15 protein-coding genes are annotated in these 16,825 nt (G+C 64.7%); 4 read left to right on the top strand and 11 right to left on the bottom strand.

What is annotated here, in order from left to right; translation table 11 throughout:
* Positions 1-15: 15 nt before the first annotated feature.
* Complete coding sequence (locus LB547_RS19580; protein ID WP_140500242.1) at positions 16-309, bottom strand: DUF2849 domain-containing protein; 294 nt, start codon at positions 307-309, stop codon at positions 16-18.
* The gene (cysG, locus tag LB547_RS19575; protein ID WP_140522532.1) at positions 306-1,751 is read right to left on the bottom strand and encodes a siroheme synthase CysG; all 1,446 of its coding nucleotides are present in this window, start codon (positions 1,749-1,751) and stop codon (positions 306-308) included. Before cysG ends, LB547_RS19580 begins: the two co-directional genes overlap by 4 nt.
* A gap of 432 nt (positions 1,752-2,183) precedes the next feature.
* Here cysG and LB547_RS19570 point away from each other — a divergent pair, with 432 nt between their 5' ends.
* Positions 2,184-2,633 (top strand): host attachment protein, encoded by a 450-nt coding sequence (locus tag LB547_RS19570; protein WP_140513765.1) that lies wholly within the window; start codon positions 2,184-2,186, stop codon positions 2,631-2,633.
* Positions 2,634-2,848: 215 nt separating this feature from the next.
* Positions 2,849-4,633, top strand: a complete 1,785-nt coding sequence (locus LB547_RS19565; protein ID WP_140763234.1) for a cation:proton antiporter — start codon at positions 2,849-2,851, stop codon at positions 4,631-4,633.
* A 134-nt stretch (positions 4,634-4,767) separates the two neighbouring features.
* Here the strand turns inward: LB547_RS19565 and LB547_RS19560 are convergent, their stop codons facing one another.
* Together LB547_RS19560 and LB547_RS19555 are read right to left on the bottom strand one after the other, a co-directional pair.
* Positions 4,768-5,205: a VOC family protein gene (locus tag LB547_RS19560; protein ID WP_140500250.1), complete on the bottom strand. Its 438-nt coding sequence runs from the start codon at positions 5,203-5,205 to the stop codon at positions 4,768-4,770.
* A 90-nt stretch (positions 5,206-5,295) separates the two neighbouring features.
* Positions 5,296-6,105, bottom strand: a complete 810-nt coding sequence (locus LB547_RS19555; protein WP_140558379.1) for an AraC family transcriptional regulator — start codon at positions 6,103-6,105, stop codon at positions 5,296-5,298.
* A gap of 143 nt (positions 6,106-6,248) precedes the next feature.
* Between LB547_RS19555 and LB547_RS19550 the strand changes: the two genes are divergently transcribed.
* Positions 6,249-7,169: a zinc-binding dehydrogenase gene (locus LB547_RS19550; protein ID WP_140763237.1), complete on the top strand. Its 921-nt coding sequence runs from the start codon at positions 6,249-6,251 to the stop codon at positions 7,167-7,169.
* Positions 7,170-7,196: 27 nt separating this feature from the next.
* Here LB547_RS19550 and LB547_RS19545 read toward each other — a convergent pair whose 3' ends face one another.
* The 7 genes from LB547_RS19545 to LB547_RS19515 all read right to left on the bottom strand — a co-directional run bounded on the left by LB547_RS19545 (position 7,197) and on the right by LB547_RS19515 (position 13,375).
* Positions 7,197-7,949, bottom strand: a complete 753-nt coding sequence (locus LB547_RS19545; protein ID WP_140500256.1) for an SDR family NAD(P)-dependent oxidoreductase — start codon at positions 7,947-7,949, stop codon at positions 7,197-7,199.
* Between the two features lie 50 nt (positions 7,950-7,999).
* On the bottom strand, positions 8,000-10,264 hold the full coding sequence (locus tag LB547_RS19540) for a transglycosylase domain-containing protein (protein WP_140763240.1): 2,265 nt from the start codon (positions 10,262-10,264) through the stop codon (positions 8,000-8,002).
* Positions 10,265-10,401: 137 nt separating this feature from the next.
* A complete protein-coding gene (locus LB547_RS19535; protein ID WP_140500260.1) occupies positions 10,402-10,548 on the bottom strand; it encodes a hypothetical protein in 147 nt (48 codons plus the stop codon).
* 23 nt (positions 10,549-10,571) lie between these two features.
* Positions 10,572-10,826, bottom strand: a complete 255-nt coding sequence (locus LB547_RS19530) for a GlsB/YeaQ/YmgE family stress response membrane protein (protein ID WP_140763243.1) — start codon at positions 10,824-10,826, stop codon at positions 10,572-10,574.
* A 110-nt stretch (positions 10,827-10,936) separates the two neighbouring features.
* Positions 10,937-11,140 carry a hypothetical protein gene (locus LB547_RS19525; RefSeq protein WP_140522542.1) on the bottom strand — a complete coding sequence of 68 codons (204 nt, stop codon included), beginning with the start codon at positions 11,138-11,140 and terminating at the stop codon, positions 10,937-10,939.
* Between the two features lie 83 nt (positions 11,141-11,223).
* A complete protein-coding gene (locus LB547_RS19520) occupies positions 11,224-11,844 on the bottom strand; it encodes a ribonuclease D (protein WP_140500266.1) in 621 nt (206 codons plus the stop codon).
* 148 nt (positions 11,845-11,992) lie between these two features.
* Positions 11,993-13,375, bottom strand: coding sequence for a M20/M25/M40 family metallo-hydrolase (locus LB547_RS19515; RefSeq protein WP_140763246.1), 1,383 nt, complete (start codon positions 13,373-13,375; stop codon positions 11,993-11,995).
* 474 nt (positions 13,376-13,849) lie between these two features.
* Between LB547_RS19515 and polA the strand changes: the two genes are divergently transcribed.
* Positions 13,850-16,801 carry a DNA polymerase I gene (gene polA, locus LB547_RS19510; protein WP_181178028.1) on the top strand — a complete coding sequence of 984 codons (2,952 nt, stop codon included), beginning with the start codon at positions 13,850-13,852 and terminating at the stop codon, positions 16,799-16,801.
* The last annotated feature ends 24 nt before the right edge of the window (positions 16,802-16,825 follow it).

Raw genomic sequence — 16,825 nt, 5'->3', positions numbered from 1 at the left:
ACTTCTGGTCTGGGCTTACGCCGCCCGGGAGGCCTGCTTGCCAAGATCGTTGCGAATGGTCGGGCCCGCGGCGCGGATCTTCTCGCGCAACCGCACCGGCTCGACAACGCCGTTCACGATTTCGGCATCGATGAGGTTGACGTCGAGGACTTCGTTGTCGGCGTGGGCCTTGGCACCGATCGCTTCCAGGCGATCCTCGGCCGCCTTGTCATGGGCGAGGTCGGCATGGTCCGCCCTCTCGGCCCAGCCGCCGTCTGCGTACCAGACGGCGATGCCGTCGGCGAGCCGGTTGGCGGTCAGTATCTTCATTGCTGAACTCCCTCGGTGGCAGCTATGGGCGCACCTTCATGCCTGTGTGCCGCGAGCGGTTCGGACCGTTCGAAATTGGCGCCGGCGACCGCATCGCCGATGATGGTCATGACCGGACCTGAGAGATCGGCGCGCGCTTCCAACGACGGCAGGTCGGCAAGCGTGCCGTGGAAACGGCGGCGATTGCCGAGGCTGGCATTCTCGACCACGGCTACCGCCGTATCGGGCGAAAGCCCGGCCTCGATCAGCCGGCCGGCAACCTCCGCGGCCACCGAGCGGCCCATATAGACAGCAACGGTGGCACCCGAAATGGCAAGCTTGGCCCAGTCGGGCAGCGAATTGCCCTTGAGATCATGACCGGTGGTGAACACCATCGAGGAGGAAACCCCGCGCAGCGTCAGCGGCAATTCGAAATCGGCGGCGGCAGCGAAAGCAGCGGTAACGCCCGGAACCACCTCATAGGCGATGCCGGCATCACGCAGCGCCGCCATCTCCTCGCCGGCCCGGCCGAACACCAGGGGATCGCCCGACTTCAGCCGCACCACACGCTTGCCTTCGCGGCCAAGCTCGACCAGCAGCGCATTGATCTCGGCCTGGCTCTTGGTGTGACAGCCCTTGCGCTTGCCGACCGCCAGCCGCTCGGCGTCGCGTCGGCCCATGGCGACGACAGCCTCCGGCACCAGCGCGTCGTGGACGATGACATCGGCCTCCATCAGCAGGCGATGCGCACGCAGCGTCAAAAGGTCCTCGGCACCGGGGCCCGCGCCAACCAGGGCGATATGGCCTGAAGCGGATGCAGCCGAACGCAGAAGATCGGCGGCTGCGTCATGCGCCTGCGAAAGCTTGCCAGCTTCGACGGCGCGCGCCGGCGCACCGCCGAAGAACTCGCTCCAGAACCGGCGGCGCGAATTGCCCCTGGGCAGGCTTTCAGCGGCGGCCCGGAAGGACGCGGCGAGAGCCGCCAACCTGCCCAACGAGGGCGACAGCATGCGGTCGATGCGGGCACGCAGCATCTGCGCCAGCACCGGCCCAGCGCCTTCCGTGCCGATGGCGATCGCGACCGGTGCGCGATTGACCAGCGCCGGGGTGAAAAAATCGCAAAGCTCCGGCCGGTCCACCGCATTGACGGGGATGCCGAGCCGGCGCGCATCCTGGACAACGCGCCGGTCGAGCGCCTCATCGCCGCTGGCAGCGAACACCATCACCGAGCCTTCCAGCCGGCTCGCCTCATAGGCCGCGATGTGGGTGGCGCCACTCTGCGCGATGAAGCCGAGCATGTCCGGTGAGGCGCTCTCCGCGACGATGCGCAGCGTAGCGCTGGACTGCCCAAGCAATCGTGCCTTGGCCAACGCTTCGTCGCCGCCGCCGACGATCGTTACGGCTTCGTCCTCGACCCGTACGAAGACGGGGAAGGCATTGAGCTTGGGGGCGGGCTGCGGCATGGATACGAACGGAATCCTGATCTGGTCTTCACTTCTACGCGTGGGCGCGAAAAAGCTGAAGAAACCCACTCGCGCATCACCTTCCGGGATGCAATCGCTTTTTCTAAAGGGCCGCAGCCAAGAGAAAAATATTCCACCTTGTTGCGGAGACCGGCATCAAGCCGCTGTCGCGGGCCTTGATTTCTCCTCTTTTTTGGGCCGAACGCGCTTTATGACAAAACCGTTTTTTCTAAATTCTACTAATTTAGTAGATTAAAGCTGCCTGGCGGTCGTGCGCGCGCCTCCACCTCGACGGAGCGTCCGTATGACCTGGCTTTTTGGCTGGAACATTACCGGATCGAGGCGCGTTCCTTCCGCATGCGCAATTCAAAATCATACCTGGCCGCGGCGTGAAGCCAAGCGTGGCGGCAGCGAAGGAAGGAGCCCGGCGTCATGAGCGCGATCAAGTTGAAGCACGGCATCTGGATCATGGTGGCCGACGGAGAAAAAGCGCTCTTCCTCAGAAATGCAGGTGACACCAAATTTCCGAACCTCGAAGTGGTGCAGGAAATGAGGCAGGACAACCCGCCAACGCGCGAGCAAGGCAGCGACAGTCCCGGTCGCTACAATGACGGCCCCTCGGTTCATCGCAGCGCGGTTGAGGAGACGGATTGGCATCGGATCGGCAAGGAGCGCTTTGCCGACGAACTCGCCGAACGGCTCTACAAGCTGGCTCATCGAGGCTCTTTTGACGAAATCATCCTCATCGCGCCGCCGCTCGTGCTCGGCGCGATGCGCAAGATCCTGCACAAGGAAGTCAGCGACAAGGTCAGCGCGGAAATTCCCAAGACGCTGACCAACCACGCGGTATTCGAGATCGAGGCCCTGTTGCGGGCAGCTTGATCGTTGGCGATCGAGCGCCGCCGTTGCGGCGCATGATTTCGGCTGACCTCGAATTCCGGCTTGCTTGCCCACCGGCGAGGTATTTGTCGCTTCACCGGCAATTCCCGGTTTAGCGGGGTTGCGTGGCCGACACTCAATCCACCATATTGCAAACAGGCGGCGGCTTCGGGCGGCGCATATCCTGCATCGCTGGCTTGAAAGGCGCTCCATAGACAATGCCGCATGACACTCCCCTTATCGCCACCATCGTAGCCGGTCTGGGGCTCGCTTTCGTCTTCGGCGCTCTCGCCAACCGCTTCCGCATTCCGCCGCTGGTCGGCTATCTCGTGGCCGGCGTGCTGGTTGGGCCGAACACGCCCGGTTTCGTCGCTGACGCCGGCCTTGCCAATGAGCTCGCCGAAATCGGCGTCATCCTGTTGATGTTCGGCGTCGGCCTGCATTTTTCGCTGAAGGATCTCCTGTCGGTCCGCGCCATTGCCGTGCCCGGCGCCATCGTCCAGATCGGCTTTGCCACGGCACTCGGCGCGGGGTTTTCCTGGATGCTCGGCTGGTCGGCGGGAGCAGGACTGGTCTTTGGCCTGGCGCTGTCGGTGGCCTCGACCGTGGTGCTGCTGCGCGCCCTGCAGGAGCGCCGCCTGATCGAGACCGAGCGCGGCCGCATTGCCGTCGGCTGGCTGATCGTCGAGGACCTGGCCATGGTGCTGGCCCTGGTGCTTTTGCCAGCGCTTGCCGGCGTGCTTGGCGGCCAGGAGCAGGCGGATGCCCATGCGAGCGGCCTGCTGTCGCTGCCCGCGAGCTACGGCATCTGGGGCGTCGTCGGCATCACGCTGGCCAAGGTCGCCGCCTTCGTCATCGTTATGCTGGTGGTAGGCCGCCGCGTCATTCCCTGGATCCTGCACTATGTCGCCCATACCGGCTCGCGCGAGCTGTTTCGGCTTTCGGTGCTGGCGATAGCGCTTGGCGTCGCCTTCGGCGCGGCCAAGCTGTTCGGCGTCTCGCTGGCACTGGGCGCTTTCTTCGCCGGCATGATCATGAGCGAGTCCGAACTCAGCCACCGCGCCGCGGAGGAATCGCTGCCGCTGCGCGATGCCTTCTCGGTGCTGTTCTTCGTCTCGGTCGGTATGCTGTTCGACCCGTTCAGCCTGTTCAGCAACGGCTTGCCGATCCTGGCAACGCTTGCCATCATCGTCGTCGGCAAGTCGCTGGCGGCCTTCCTCATCGTCGTCGCCTTCGGTTATCCCTTGGCGACGGCGCTGATGATTTCGGCGAGCCTTGCCCAGATCGGCGAGTTCTCCTTCATCCTGGCCGAACTCGGCGTCGGGCTGAAACTGCTGCCCGAACAGGGGCGCGATCTCATCCTGGCGGGCGCCATCCTTTCGATCGTGCTCAACCCGGTGATGTTCCTGGTCATCGACTGGATGAAGCCATGGCTCGAGGCCCGCGCCGCCAGGACGGCGCCGCCTGTGGAGCCCAAACCGGTCGGCCCGGCGACGGAGCCCGGCCAGGTGGCTTCCGTAGCCTCGCCGGCGAAGCAGGAAGATGGGCCGCCGCCAAGAACAGCCCTCAGCGGCCACGCGATCCTGATCGGCTACGGCCGTGTCGGCAGTTTCGTCGGCGCTGCGTTGAAGGAAGCCGCCCTGCCCTTCCTGGTGGTCGAGGATGCCGACAAGACACTGGTGAAGCTCAGGGCCGAGGGCATCGAGACCGTGGCCGGCAACGCCGCCAATGCCGAAGTGTTTGCAGCCGCCAACCCCGAAGGCGCGAAACGGCTGATCCTGGCCATCCCCAATGCCTTCGAGGCCGGTCAGATCGTTCTGCGTGCGCGCGCCGCCAATCCCGCCATCAACGTCGTCGCCCGCGCCCATTCCGATGCCGAGGTCGAGCATCTCAAAGGGCTCGGCGCCGATACGGTGATCATGGGCGAACGCGAGATCGCGCGCGGCATCGTGGAAGAGGTGCTTGGTCACAAGCCGCGGGCGGCTGAACCGTCCGCCGCCTGAGCCGATCCTGCACGGACCTAATCCGTGCTTAGCGAGAACGCGGCCGACCGTGGAGGGCTGGACCTCGAACAGGTGGGGCGGCCTTGGACGCGCCCGCTGACATCGGCCACTCCTGCCATTTCTTCGTATTGCGCTTAACCGAGTTCTTGGGCGAGTCCGATGAGCAACCCCTCAGGCCCACGGATGTAGCAGAGCCGATACACGTCTTTATACTGGACTACTTCGCCTACGAGCTGCGCGCCGCGCGTGCGGAGCCTTTCAAGCGTCTCGTCGATGTCATCCACGGTGAACATGACGCGCAGGTACCCTAGGGCGTTGACCGGGGCGTTCCGGTGATCTGCGACGACAGGCGGCCTGAGGAAGCGGGAGAGCTCGAGCCGGCTATGGCCGTCCGGTGTGCGCATCATGGCAATCTCGACATGCTGATCGCCCAGTCCGGTGACACGTCCGGCCCATTCTCCTTCGATCGTGGCCCGTCCTTCAAGCTCGAGGCCGAGTTCGCGAAAGAAATCAACCGCCTCTCCGAGGTCTTCGACGACGATTCCTACGTTGTCCATCCGCTTGAGCGCCATGTTTCCATCTCCAAGGTGTCGTTCGAATCTACAAGGCGTCGCCTGGTCTAACAATGGATGCTCGAGGTGCTCCGCCTGCAGCCAGGTTGATCACGCCACGAAGGCAGAGCCGCCATTTTGCGCGACGCTGCCGAGGTATTTTGCCGGCGGCTTGCCAAGCGCCTTTTTGAACATGGTGATGAAGGCGGTGACGGAATCATAGCCGAGATCGCCGGAGACCTGCTGCACGCTCGCACCGGAGGCAAGTTCTCGAATTGCGACGATCAGATGCAACTGCTGGCGCCAGCGTCCGAAGCTTAAGCCAGTCTCCTTCACGACGAGACGGGCGAGACTGCTCTCGCTGAGCGCAACCCGGCTGGCCCATTCCGACAATGTGCTGCGGTCGGCGGGATCCTGCGCCAACGCTTCGGCGATCCGCCTCAATCGCGGCTCGGATGAGATCGGCAGATGCAGCCGCTGGACAGGCATGCGCGGCAGCTCAGCAAGCAGCATCCTGATCAAAAGCGCATCCCTCGCCTCATCATCCCCCACGCCATCGGACAGTTCGATGATCAGTTCGCGCAGCAGCGGCGAGACCGAAAGGGTGCAGCACCGGTCCGGCAATTCGGCGGCTCCCGGCTCGATGTAGACGAAGAAGATCCGGGCGTTGGCGGTCGCGATATTGCTGTGCTCCATGTCGCCGGGAATCCACACCCCGCAATGCGGCGGCACCATCCACAGGCCGCTCGGGACGCGGCATGTGACGCCACCGCCGAGCGCGAAGACGAGTTGGCCTTTGCGATGCCGATGGGAGGGGACTTCGGCCCTGGTTTCGGTAACGTCGACGCGCACGGCGATTGCCGGTGCGAGGACGTCATCCACATTGAAATCGAGCCATGGGTAACGAAGAGGTTGTCTCATGATTGACGGCTTTTAGCGATTAAACGCCACGATAGCTAAATTCTTCAAGCTGGGAAGTCGATAGGTTCCAGCTTGCCCATGCACCCGGTTGATCAGGATGCCACCGCGCTTTGCGTCCACAAACCAGCAGGAAGGTACGTCTCATGCTCGCCCTAGCCATGTCTTCCGACAGCCCCGCCGGACTGACGCTTGCCGAGGTCGAGGACCCACGGCCTCTCGCAAACGAGGCGCTTGTCTCGGTCCACACAACCTCGTTGAATCGCGGCGAATTGCGCCTGCTCACCATACGCCCGGACGGCTGGATACCCGGCCAGGACATCGTCGGGATCGTCGAACGGCCAGCGGCCGACGGCTCCGGGCCAGCCGTGGGCGCCCGCGTCGCGGCTCTGGTCGACCAGGCCGGCTGGGCCGAACGCGTCGCGGTTTCGACCGACCGCCTCGCCGTCCTGCCGGATGAGGTCAGCTTCGTTTCCGCGGCCACGCTTCCGGTCGCGGGCACCACCGCGCTCAGGACTTTGCGCCATGGCGGCGACCTTGCCGGCCAACGGGTCCTGATCACCGGCGCAAGTGGAGCGGTCGGCCGTTTCCAGATCCAGATCGCGCGCGAACAGGGCGCGAGCGTGACCGCGGTCGCGGCCTCCCGGCATGGCGAGGATCTCCGCCGCCTGGGTGCCGGGCAAGTCGTCGAGTCGATCGAACTGGCCGTGGGGCCGTTTTCGCTGATTACCGAATCGGTCGGTGGCCAAAGCCTCGCCCACGCGATCGAACGCGTCGCTCCTGGCGGGACGATCGTCATGTTCGGCTCAAGCAGTGGCGAACTCACGCCAATTGGGTTCCGCCAGTTCGTTCCGGGTCACGAGGGGGCGAGGCTTCAGACTTTCGCCTACTACACGTCTGGCGCGGGCATTGGCTCGGACATCGCCTCGCTGCTCGCTCTCGTTGCGGCCGGCCGGCTGGAAACCCGCGTCGCCCTGACCATGCCATGGACCGACATCGCCCAAGCCCTGGACGCTCTGCGACAGCGCAGCTTCAGCGGCAAGGCCGTTCTCACCATGACCGGATGAACGATCCCTAGGCTGAGACCTGCCCCATCACACGTGCTGGCCGCCATTAATGTGGATTTCCGAGCCGGTCACATAAGACGCCTGCCCGGAGCACAGGAAGAAGATGATGTCGGCGACCTCGGCCGTGGTGCCCAGCCGCCTGAGCGGAATGGTCTCGACGATCTTGTCCGTGCCCGGCGACAGGATCGCGGTGTCGATTTCGCCCGGCGCAATGGCGTTGACGCGGATCCCGTGCGGGCCGAAATCATGCGCCATCTCACGCGTCAGCGAGCCGAGCGCCGCCTTCGATGTCGCATAGGCGGTGCCGGCGAAGGGGTGCACCCGGGTGCCGGCGATCGAGGTGACGTTGACGATCGACCCTTTCGCCGATGCCAGTTCCTTGAACAGCCCGCGCGCCAGCATGATCGGCGCGAAGAAATTGACCTGGAACACGTCGCGCCAGACATGCATCGGCGTGTCGATGGAGTTCATGCGGCTGTTGCCGTCCTTGAGCTTTGGCGAAATGCCGGCATTGTTGACCAGCGCGTGCAGCTGCCCGCCATGCGCCTCAAGCCGGTGGCGGATTTCGGAGACGGCGATGCCGACATCCTCCTGGTCGGCGAGATCGACCTTGATGTGGTCCTCGGGCCCGGCCGGCCACGGGCAATCCTCGGCAAACGCCTGGCGCGAGCAGGTGATGACGCGCCAGCCCTCGCGCGAGAAACGCTTGACCGTGGCATGGCCGATGCCACGGCTGGCGCCGGTCAGCACAATGGTCTTCCTGGTGTCGATCTCAGCCATGTCGGGAGGTGTAGCCGAACGGTGTGGCGCTGGCGAGAGGCGAGTTGCCGCTAGCCTCCGCCGAGAATGTCGAGGATCGAGGTCTGCCGCTTCTTGAGCGGACCGCCGACGCTGCCCGGCGGCACCGGATGTCTGACCGACGCGGTGGTTCCGGAATCGCCCGGCATATCGAAACCGTCGGCGTCGACGGTCTGGGCCGGGCGGGGCGCGCGAACCGGCGCTGGCTGCGCCGCGACGGCAGCGGGCGCCGACTGGCCGACAGGCGCTTGCGGCTTCGGAGCCGGCTGCGTCGCATCGGCCGATGGGATTTCGTCCGGCACGATCCTATCGGCCGGCGTCGACTTCCAGGTACCAGGCAGCGGCCGCACGGGCACGCCCTCATGCGCGGCGACCATGAACTCGTGCCAGGCCTGCGCCGGCAGCGCGCCGCCGGTGACCTTCTTCATCGGGCTGCCGTCGTCATTGCCGAACCATACGCCGGTGGTGAGATTGGCGGTGTAGCCCACGAACCAGGCGTCGCGCGAATTCTGGCTGGTGCCGGTCTTGCCGGCCGACGGCCAGGTGAAGGCCGCCTTCCTGGCCGTGCCGATCTCCACCGTCCCGGTCATCATCGAGTTCATCATGCCGACGATCTCGGGCTTCACCACGCGTGGCGCGCTGCCGCTGCCGGCGTCGTACAGCACCTTGCCCTCGGCTGATGTCACGCGGCGAATGAAATGAATATCCGGCTTGTAGCCGCCATTGGCGAAAGGCACATAGGCCGAGGTCAGCTCCAGCGGCGTCACTTCCGACGTGCCGAGCGCGATCGAGGTGTTGGCCTGCAGATCGGACTGGATGCCCATGCGATGCGCCGCCTCGACCACTGCGTCCGGCCCCACTTCCATGGTCAGCTGGGCCGCCACCGAGTTCAGCGACTTCGCCAAGGCGGTTGCCAGCGTCACCTTCCCGAAATACTTGCCGCCGTAATTGTCGGGCGTCCATTTGCCGATCTTGATCGGCGCATCGTTGCGCACGCTGTCGGGCGTGCGGCCGGCCTCGAGGGCGGCCATGTAGACGAACGGCTTGAACGCCGAACCGGGCTGCCGGCGCGCTTCCGAGGCGCGGTCGAACTGGCTGGTCGAATAATCGTAGCCGCCGACCATGGCACGCACCGCGCCCGAATCGTCGATCGACACCAGCGCGCCCTGGGTGACGTTGAGCTTCTTGCCGCTTTCGTCGATCAGCCGGCGGATCGATTGTTCCGCGAGCTTCTGCAGGTTCAGGTCGACGGTGGAATCGATGACGATGTCGCCGCGCACGTCGCCGATCAGATCGGGCAGCTCTTCCATGATGGTGTCGGCGACGTAGTTTTCCGAGCCTGTCCAGTAGGACGGCGCGCGCGTCGCCGGCGCGCTCATCGCCGTGGTCAGCTCCTTGGCGCTGATCTTGCCTTCGTCGCGCATAGCGGCGAGCACCAGCTGCGCGCGGTCCTCGGCGGCCTTGGGATCGCGCGCCGGCGACAGTCGCGACGGCGCCTTCAGGAGACCGGCAAGCAGCGCCGCCTCCGACAAGGTGACGTCGCGCGCGCTCTTGCCGAAATAACGGCGCGAGGCCGCTTCGACGCCATAGGCGCCCGAGCCGAAATAGACCCGGTTGAGGTACATTTCGAGGATCTGGTCCTTGGTGTGCTTGTGCTCCAGCCACAGCGCCAGCAGCACCTCCTGCACCTTGCGCTCCAGCGTGCGGTCCGGCGTCAGGAACAGGTTCTTGGCCAGTTGCTGCGTCAGCGTCGAACCGCCTTGCGAGAAATGCCCGCCGGCGAGGTTGGCGACCATGGCGCGCGACAGGCCGATCGGATCGACGCCGAAATGCGAATAGAAGCGGCGGTCCTCGATGGCGATGACCGCCTCGGGGATGTAGGGCGACATTTCGTGCAGGCCGACCGCCTCGCCGCCGCTCATGCCGCGATTGGCGAGCAGCTGGCCGTCGGCGGAGACGATCTTGATGTTGGGCGCGCGATCGGGGATCGACCAGGTCGTGGCCGCCGGCATCTTGGCGCCGTAGTAGACGACGACTCCGGCCACCGCGATGCCGCCCCAGATGGCCAGCACGAAGCACCAGTAGACCAGCCGGCCGAGCACGCCGAACAGGCCGCGCCGGCTCCTGCCGCGCCTGGCACGCGACGATTTTGCCTTCGGCGGTTTGCGTTTGGCGGAGGCTTTGCGGTTGCTGGGCACGACGCGATCCTCCTCGCTCACCGAAAGACCGGTCTGGGATCTCGCTTGTGGCGGTCCCTCGAAACTGGGTTCGATGCGGCTGTCTCTGCGGTTCGCCATGCGCTGCGCTTGATATCCCGATGCCTATGGCGTTCGGGTTGCAGAGTAGATGCGGCGGTTTAAAGGCGGGTTAAATCCGGCAGGCAGCGATAGTCAGGCGTGGGGAGCAATGCGGAGCCGGCAAGCCCGGGCTCCGTTCAGTTCTGCTGGATCGAGATGCCCTTGTCGTCGATCTTGAGCTCCACGCCTTTCGGCTTGGTCTGTTCGCGGTAGACGTAGACGCCGAGCGCGATGACCACGACGACGAGCGCGCCAATGACGAGATAAAGCGTATTCTGTTTCATGGCGCGCTCCTCGGTGCCCGGCCTCAGGCTCGCTTCAGGACCCTGACCAGGATCAGCAGGATGATGGCGCCGATCGTGGCGTGGATGATCGAGGCGAGGATGCCGCCGCCGATGGCCAAGCCGATCCGCGGGAACAGCCAGCCCGCGATGAACGCGCCGATGATGCCGACGATGATGTTGCCGATCAGGCCGAAGCCGAAACCGGAGACGATGAGACCGGCGAGCCAGCCGGCGATGGCACCGATGATGATGAAGACGAGCAGGCTTTCGACGCCCATGGCGATTTCCCTCCGAGCAAGAGGCGAGCGCGGAGCGGAAAGCCCCGAATCGGCCTCGATATCAACGGCTTCAGGCTATGCGAAAGCGGCCGGCCTCGCCAGCGGCCTGCTCATTGGTCGCCGTCGTCGCTCGCGGCGGGCCGCCAGCTCGTCGGCTCGACCTTCTTCTGCGTATCGCTGTCGATGTAGACCCACCAGCCGCCGTCCCGGTATTGCGCGATGGATTCGTTGAGCACGCCGTCGCCGTCCTTCCAGGTCACGGTGACCTTGGAACCGTCGGTGGGCGCGGTCGATATGGGCTTCCTGTCCGTCATGTCATCCCTCTTTTCGAGCCGACGGAACACGACGGCCGGCATCTGGTCCCGGACGGAACATCGGCGGCAGCGCCGCGACGCCGTCAGCTATGAGCGAAAATATCCTCTTCGTCCCAGCCCATGAGGTCAAGCTTGGCGCGTGTCGGCAGGAAGCGGAAACAGGCGTCGGCCTCTTTCGTGCGATCCTCGCGCGCCAGCCGCGCCGCCAGCACGTCGCGCAGCCGGTGCAGATAGAGCACGTCGGATGCGGCGTATTCGAGTTGTTCGGGCGACAGCGTTTCGGCCGCCCAGTCCGACGATTGCTGCGCCTTGGACAGGCCGACGCCCAGAAGCTCGAAGCAGATGTCTTTGAGCCCATGCCGGTCGGTGTAGGTGCGGGTCAGCCGCGAGGCGATCTTGGTGCAGAATACCGGCTCGGGCATCACACCGAATGCATGGTAGAGCACGGCAAGGTCGAAGCGCCCATAGTGGAACAGCTTGGTCACGCTGTGGTTTCCCAAAAGCTTGACGAGGTTCGGCGCTTCCTTTTGGCCCGGCGCGATCTGGATGACGTCGGCGCTGCCGTCGCCGGGTGAAATCTGCACCACGCACAACCGGTCGCGATGCGGGTTCAGTCCCAGCGTTTCCGTATCGATGGCAACCGCCCCGACATTGTAGCGGGACAGGTCGGGCAGATCGTTTTTGTGGAAACGGATATCGCTCATCGTCTTCTCCGGGGTCGCGCTTTCGGCATCGCGCATCCATCGAGCGGACGCGCGCGCTCCAGCACGTTGCGCTGGCAACCCGTCCTTGCCGTGATCGGTGGAAAAATCAACATAAACTTGATTTTCCCGCCTTTCGTGAGTTCCCGGCTCAGCGCGTCAGCGCGTCCAGAATGCGTGCCCAGGAGCGCTGGCCCTTGTGGAACGAACTCAACTCATACTTTTCGTTCGGCGAGTGGATGCGGTCGTCGTCGAGGCCGAAACCGACCAGCAGCGATTCCATGCCGAGATAGGTCTGGAAATCGCCGACTACGGGGATCGAGCCGCCGCTGCCGATCGTCACCGCCGGCTTCGGCCATTCGTCCGACAGCGCCGTCTTGGCCTTGGCCAGGAACGGCGAGTCGTAGGAAAGCTGGATTGCCGGCGAGCCGCCATGCGGGTGGAACTCCACCGAACAGTCGGCCGGAATGCGCTCCTTGACGAATTGCTGGAAGGCGGCGCGGATCTTCTTGGGATCCTGCTTGTGGACGAGGCGGAACGATACTTTCGCCGAGGCCTGCGCCGCGATCACCGTCTTGAAGCCCTTGCCGGTATAGCCGCCGGTGATGCCGTTGAACTCGGCCGTCGGCCGTGCCCAGGTGAGTTCCAGCAGCGAGCGGCCCTTTTCGCCCGACGGGATCGACAGGCCGACGGGGCCAAGGAACGTCTCGGCCGTTTCGCCCAGCGTTTCCCATGATTTCAGGATCTGCGAGGGCGTTTCCTCGACGCCGTCATAGAAGCCCGGGATGGTGATATGGCCGTCCTTGTCGTGAATGTCGGCCAGCACCTTTGCCAGGATGCGGATCGGGTTGGCAGCGGCGCCGCCATAGAGACCCGAATGCAGGTCGCGGTCGGCGGCCTTCACGATGATCTCCTCGCCAACCAGCCCGCGCAGCCCCACGCAGATCGACGGCGTGTCGCGGTCCCACATGCTGGTATCGCAGACCAGCGCGAAATCGGCCTTGAGTTCATCGGCATTGGCCTCGAGGAAGGGCTTCAGCGACGGCGAGCCCGACTCCTCCTCTCCCTCGAACAGGATGGTAATGCGGCACGGCAGATTGCCATGCACCTGCTTCCAGGCCCGGCAAGCCTCGACGAAGGTCATCAACTGACCCTTGTCGTCGGCCGAGCCGCGCCCGGTGATCACCTTGTGGCCGGGCTCGATCTCCTTGACCGCCGGCGCGAACGGGTCGTTTTCCCAAAGCTCGATCGGATCGACCGGCTGTACGTCATAGTGGCCATAGAACAGCACATGCGGTGAACCGGCCGGCCCATCATGATGCGCAACCACCATCGGGTGGCCGGGCGTGTCGCGGACGCTGGCGTCGAAGCCGATCACCTTGAGTTCTTCCACCAGCCATTCGGCCGCCTTGCGGCAATCGGCGGCATAGGCCGGATCGGTGGAGATCGACCTGATCCGGAGCAGACCGAACAGGCGCTCCAGGCTCTGGTCGAGATTCTTGTCGAGACGGTCGAGAACGGGGGAAATTGACATTGATGAGCCTTTCGATTCAGTGCCGGAACCCTAAAGGCAGAGCGGACAAACGAAAAGCCCGGGACCATTGGACCACGGGCTCCAAGCGCGTATTCGAACAAAAAAGACCGCCGTGGTGGAGGGGGAACCACGGCGGCCCTTCTACTCGAAACGATGCGGCAGCCCGGAGAGGGGGGATAGGCTGCCGCAGGTGTCCGGGATAGGCGGGGGACGGGCCTTGCTCCGGACGTCGGCGAAAATTGCCGATGCCATTTATCTGTGTCCTCGAACGTGGCGATTCAAGGGCACGAATATTACACTTTTGTAACATGGCCGTGAGCAGCCGTTGGACAGGCGGGACCAAGCCGTCTCGCAGGCGAAAATAATGCCGATTTCAGCTCTTTCCAACCAACCTGTCGCCTGCCTGTCAGGGTGTTGCTGGAAGCGGTGCCTTTGGCATGGACCAAGCCGCCGCGCCGCGCTATCCCTGCCGGCATGAAAAAAGGCGATCATCTCTTTCTTGTCGACGGCTCCGGCTACATCTTCCGTGCCTATCATGCGCTGCCGCCGCTGACCCGCAAGTCCGACGGCCTGCCGGTCGGCGCCGTGTCCGGCTTCTGCAACATGCTTTGGAAGCTGATGCAGGATGCCCGCAACACCGATGTTGGCATCGTGCCGACGCATTTCGCCGTCATTTTCGACTATTCGTCGAAAACCTTCCGCAACGATCTCTATCCCGAATACAAGGCCAACCGTTCGGCGCCGCCGGAAGACCTGATCCCGCAATTCAGCCTCATCCGCCAGGCGACCAGGGCGTTCAACCTGCCCTGTCTCGAGATGGAAGGGTTCGAGGCCGACGACCTCATCGCGACCTATTGCCGGCTGGCCTGCGAGGCCGGCGGCGACACCACCATCATCTCCTCCGACAAGGACTTGATGCAGTTGGTCGGCCCGACGGTGAGCATGTACGATCCGATGAAGGATCGCCAGATCGGCATTCCCGAGGTCATCGAGAAATGGGGCGTGCCGCCGGAGAAGATGATCGACCTGCAGGCATTGACCGGCGATTCCGTCGACAATGTTCCCGGCGTGCCGGGCATCGGACCGAAGACCGCGGCGCAATTGCTCGAACAGTTCGGCGACCTAGACGGACTGCTTGAGCGCGCCGGCGAGATCAAGCAGGAGAAACGACGCGAATCCATCATCGCCAATGCCGACAAGGCGCGCATCTCGCGCCAGCTGGTGACGTTGAAGAACGATGTGCCGGTGGCCGAGGGGCTGGACGAGTTCGTCCTGCACGCGCCGGACGGGCCGAAGCTGATCGGCTTCCTCAAGACCATGGAATTCTCTTCGCTGACCCGCCGCGTGGCGGAAACGACGGGAACCGAGGCAAGCGACGTGCAGGCGGTCGCGGTGACGGTCGAACGCGCTGATTTCGCGCATGGACCCGATGTCGGCGCCGGCGCGCCGGTCGCGCCCAGCGCCGAGGCGAAGCAGGACGGCGAGACGGCCCTGGAAGCAGGCGGCGGCACGAAGGAGGGCAACACCCCTTCGCTTCTGTCGGCGCTTCGCCTGGAGGCCGCCACCGCCCGCAAGATCGACATTTCGGCCTATCAATGCATCCGCGACGTCGCCAGCCTGAAGGCCTGGGTCGCCGAGGCGCTGGAGACCGGCATCGTCGCCTTCGATGCCCGCGCGACGTCGCCCGATCCGATGCAGGCCGAACTGATCGGCTTGTCGCTGGCGACGGCGCCAGGTCGCGCCGCCTATGTGCCGTTCGCCCACAGGAGCGGAAATGGCGACCTGCTCGGCGGTGGTCCGATCGACAACCAGATCCCGCTGCGCGAGGCGCTGGCCGTGCTGAAACCGCTGCTCGAGGACAAGTCTGTCCTCAAGATCGCGCAGAACCTGAAATACGATCTCGTCATCATGAGCCGCTACGGTATCGACGTCGGCCCTTTCGACGACACCATGCTGATCTCCTACGTGCTCGATGCCGGCACCTCGCATGGCCACGGCATGGACGCGCTTGCCGAGAAATGGCTGGGCCATAGTCCGCTTCGGCTGAAGGACGTGACCGGCTCCGGAAAGAATTCGGTCGGCTTCGACCAGGTCGATGTCGACAAGGCGACCGCCCATGCGGCCGAGGACGCCGATGTGACGCTCAGGCTCTGGCTGGTGCTGAAGCCGCGGCTCGCCGCCAAGGGCCTGGTGTCGGTCTATGAACGGCTGGAACGGCCGCTGGTGCCGGTGCTGGCGCGCATGGAACAGCGCGGCATCTCGGTCGACCGGCAGATCCTGTCGCGGCTGTCGGGCGAACTGGCGCAGGGCGCAGCCCGGCTCGAGGAAGAAATCTATCAGCTCGTCGGCGAGCGCATCAACATCGGCTCGCCCAAGCAGCTCGGCGACATCCTGTTCGGCCGCATGGGTCTGCCCGGCGGCTCCAAGACCAAGACCGGCCAATGGTCGACCTCGGCGCAACTTCTGGAAGACCTTGCCGCGGAAGGCCACGAACTGCCGCGCAAGATCGTCGACTGGCGCCAGCTGACCAAGCTGAAATCGACTTACACCGATGCGCTGCCCGGCTTCGTCAACCCGGACACCAAGCGGGTCCACACCTCCTACGCGCTCGCCGCGACGACGACGGGGCGCCTGTCATCCTCCGACCCGAACCTGCAGAACATCCCGGTGCGCACCGCCGAAGGCCGCAGGATCAGAACAGCCTTCATCGCCGACAAGGGCAACCGCCTGGTTTCGGCCGACTACAGCCAGATCGAATTGCGCGTGCTCGCCCATGTCGCCGAGATCCCGCAATTGCGGCAGGCCTTCGCCGACGGCGCCGACATCCACGCCATCACCGCCTCGGAAATGTTCAACGTGCCCGTGGAGGGCATGCCTTCGGAAGTGCGCCGCCGCGCCAAGGCGATCAATTTCGGCATCATCTACGGCATCTCGGCCTTCGGCCTCGCCAACCAGCTGTCGATCCCGCGCGAGGAGGCCAGCAACTACATCAAAAAATATTTCGAGCGCTTCCCCGGCATCCGCGACTATATCGAAGAGACCAAGGCCTATGCCCGCGAGCACGGTTTCGTCGAGACGATCTTCGGCCGCCGCATCCACTACCCCGAGATCCGGTCCTCCAATCCCTCGATCCGCGCCTTCAACGAGCGCGCCTCGATCAACGCGCGCCTGCAAGGCACCGCCGCCGACATCATCCGCCGCGCCATGGTGCGCATGGACGAGGCGCTGGAGAAGGCCAGGCTTTCGGCCCGCATGCTCTTGCAGGTGCATGACGAGCTGATCTTCGAGACGATCGAGGCGGAAGTCGAGGCGACGATCCCCGTCGTGCGCCATGTCATGGAGAACGCGGCCATGCCGGCGGTGTCCATGTCGGTGCCGCTGCATGTGGACGCTCGAGCGGCGAACAATTGGGACGAGGCGCACTAGCGCCAGCCGACATCACCTGAATAT

Origin of the sequence: Mesorhizobium sp. B264B1B (genome assembly GCF_020165765.1) — a bacterium.
In the GTDB taxonomy this organism is placed as follows: domain Bacteria; phylum Pseudomonadota; class Alphaproteobacteria; order Rhizobiales; family Rhizobiaceae; genus Mesorhizobium.
The sequence above is the reverse complement of the archived record's forward strand: the minus strand, read 5'-3'. Positions and strand labels throughout refer to the sequence as shown.

Bases quoted from the DNA above. Each gene is read 5' to 3' on its own strand.
- cysG (WP_140522532.1), bottom strand. From the start codon at position 1,751: ATGCCGCAGCCCGCCCCCAAGCTCAATGCCTTCCCCGTCTTCGTACGG.
- LB547_RS19565 (WP_140763234.1), top strand. From the start codon at position 2,849: ATGCCGCATGACACTCCCCTTATCGCCACCATCGTAGCCGGTCTGGGG.
- LB547_RS19515 (WP_140763246.1), bottom strand. From the start codon at position 13,375: ATGTCAATTTCCCCCGTTCTCGACCGTCTCGACAAGAATCTCGACCAG.
- LB547_RS19545 (WP_140500256.1), bottom strand. From the start codon at position 7,949: ATGGCTGAGATCGACACCAGGAAGACCATTGTGCTGACCGGCGCCAGC.
- LB547_RS19560 (WP_140500250.1), bottom strand. From the start codon at position 5,205: ATGGCGCTCAAGCGGATGGACAACGTAGGAATCGTCGTCGAAGACCTC.
- LB547_RS19550 (WP_140763237.1), top strand. From the start codon at position 6,249: ATGCTCGCCCTAGCCATGTCTTCCGACAGCCCCGCCGGACTGACGCTT.
- LB547_RS19540 (WP_140763240.1), bottom strand. From the start codon at position 10,264: ATGGCGAACCGCAGAGACAGCCGCATCGAACCCAGTTTCGAGGGACCG.
- LB547_RS19535 (WP_140500260.1), bottom strand. From the start codon at position 10,548: ATGAAACAGAATACGCTTTATCTCGTCATTGGCGCGCTCGTCGTCGTG.
- LB547_RS19530 (WP_140763243.1), bottom strand. From the start codon at position 10,826: ATGGGCGTCGAAAGCCTGCTCGTCTTCATCATCATCGGTGCCATCGCC.
- LB547_RS19525 (WP_140522542.1), bottom strand. From the start codon at position 11,140: ATGACGGACAGGAAGCCCATATCGACCGCGCCCACCGACGGTTCCAAG.
- LB547_RS19520 (WP_140500266.1), bottom strand. From the start codon at position 11,844: ATGAGCGATATCCGTTTCCACAAAAACGATCTGCCCGACCTGTCCCGC.
- LB547_RS19570 (WP_140513765.1), top strand. From the start codon at position 2,184: ATGAGCGCGATCAAGTTGAAGCACGGCATCTGGATCATGGTGGCCGAC.
- polA (WP_181178028.1), top strand. From the start codon at position 13,850: ATGAAAAAAGGCGATCATCTCTTTCTTGTCGACGGCTCCGGCTACATC.
- LB547_RS19580 (WP_140500242.1), bottom strand. From the start codon at position 309: ATGAAGATACTGACCGCCAACCGGCTCGCCGACGGCATCGCCGTCTGG.
- LB547_RS19555 (WP_140558379.1), bottom strand. From the start codon at position 6,105: ATGAGACAACCTCTTCGTTACCCATGGCTCGATTTCAATGTGGATGAC.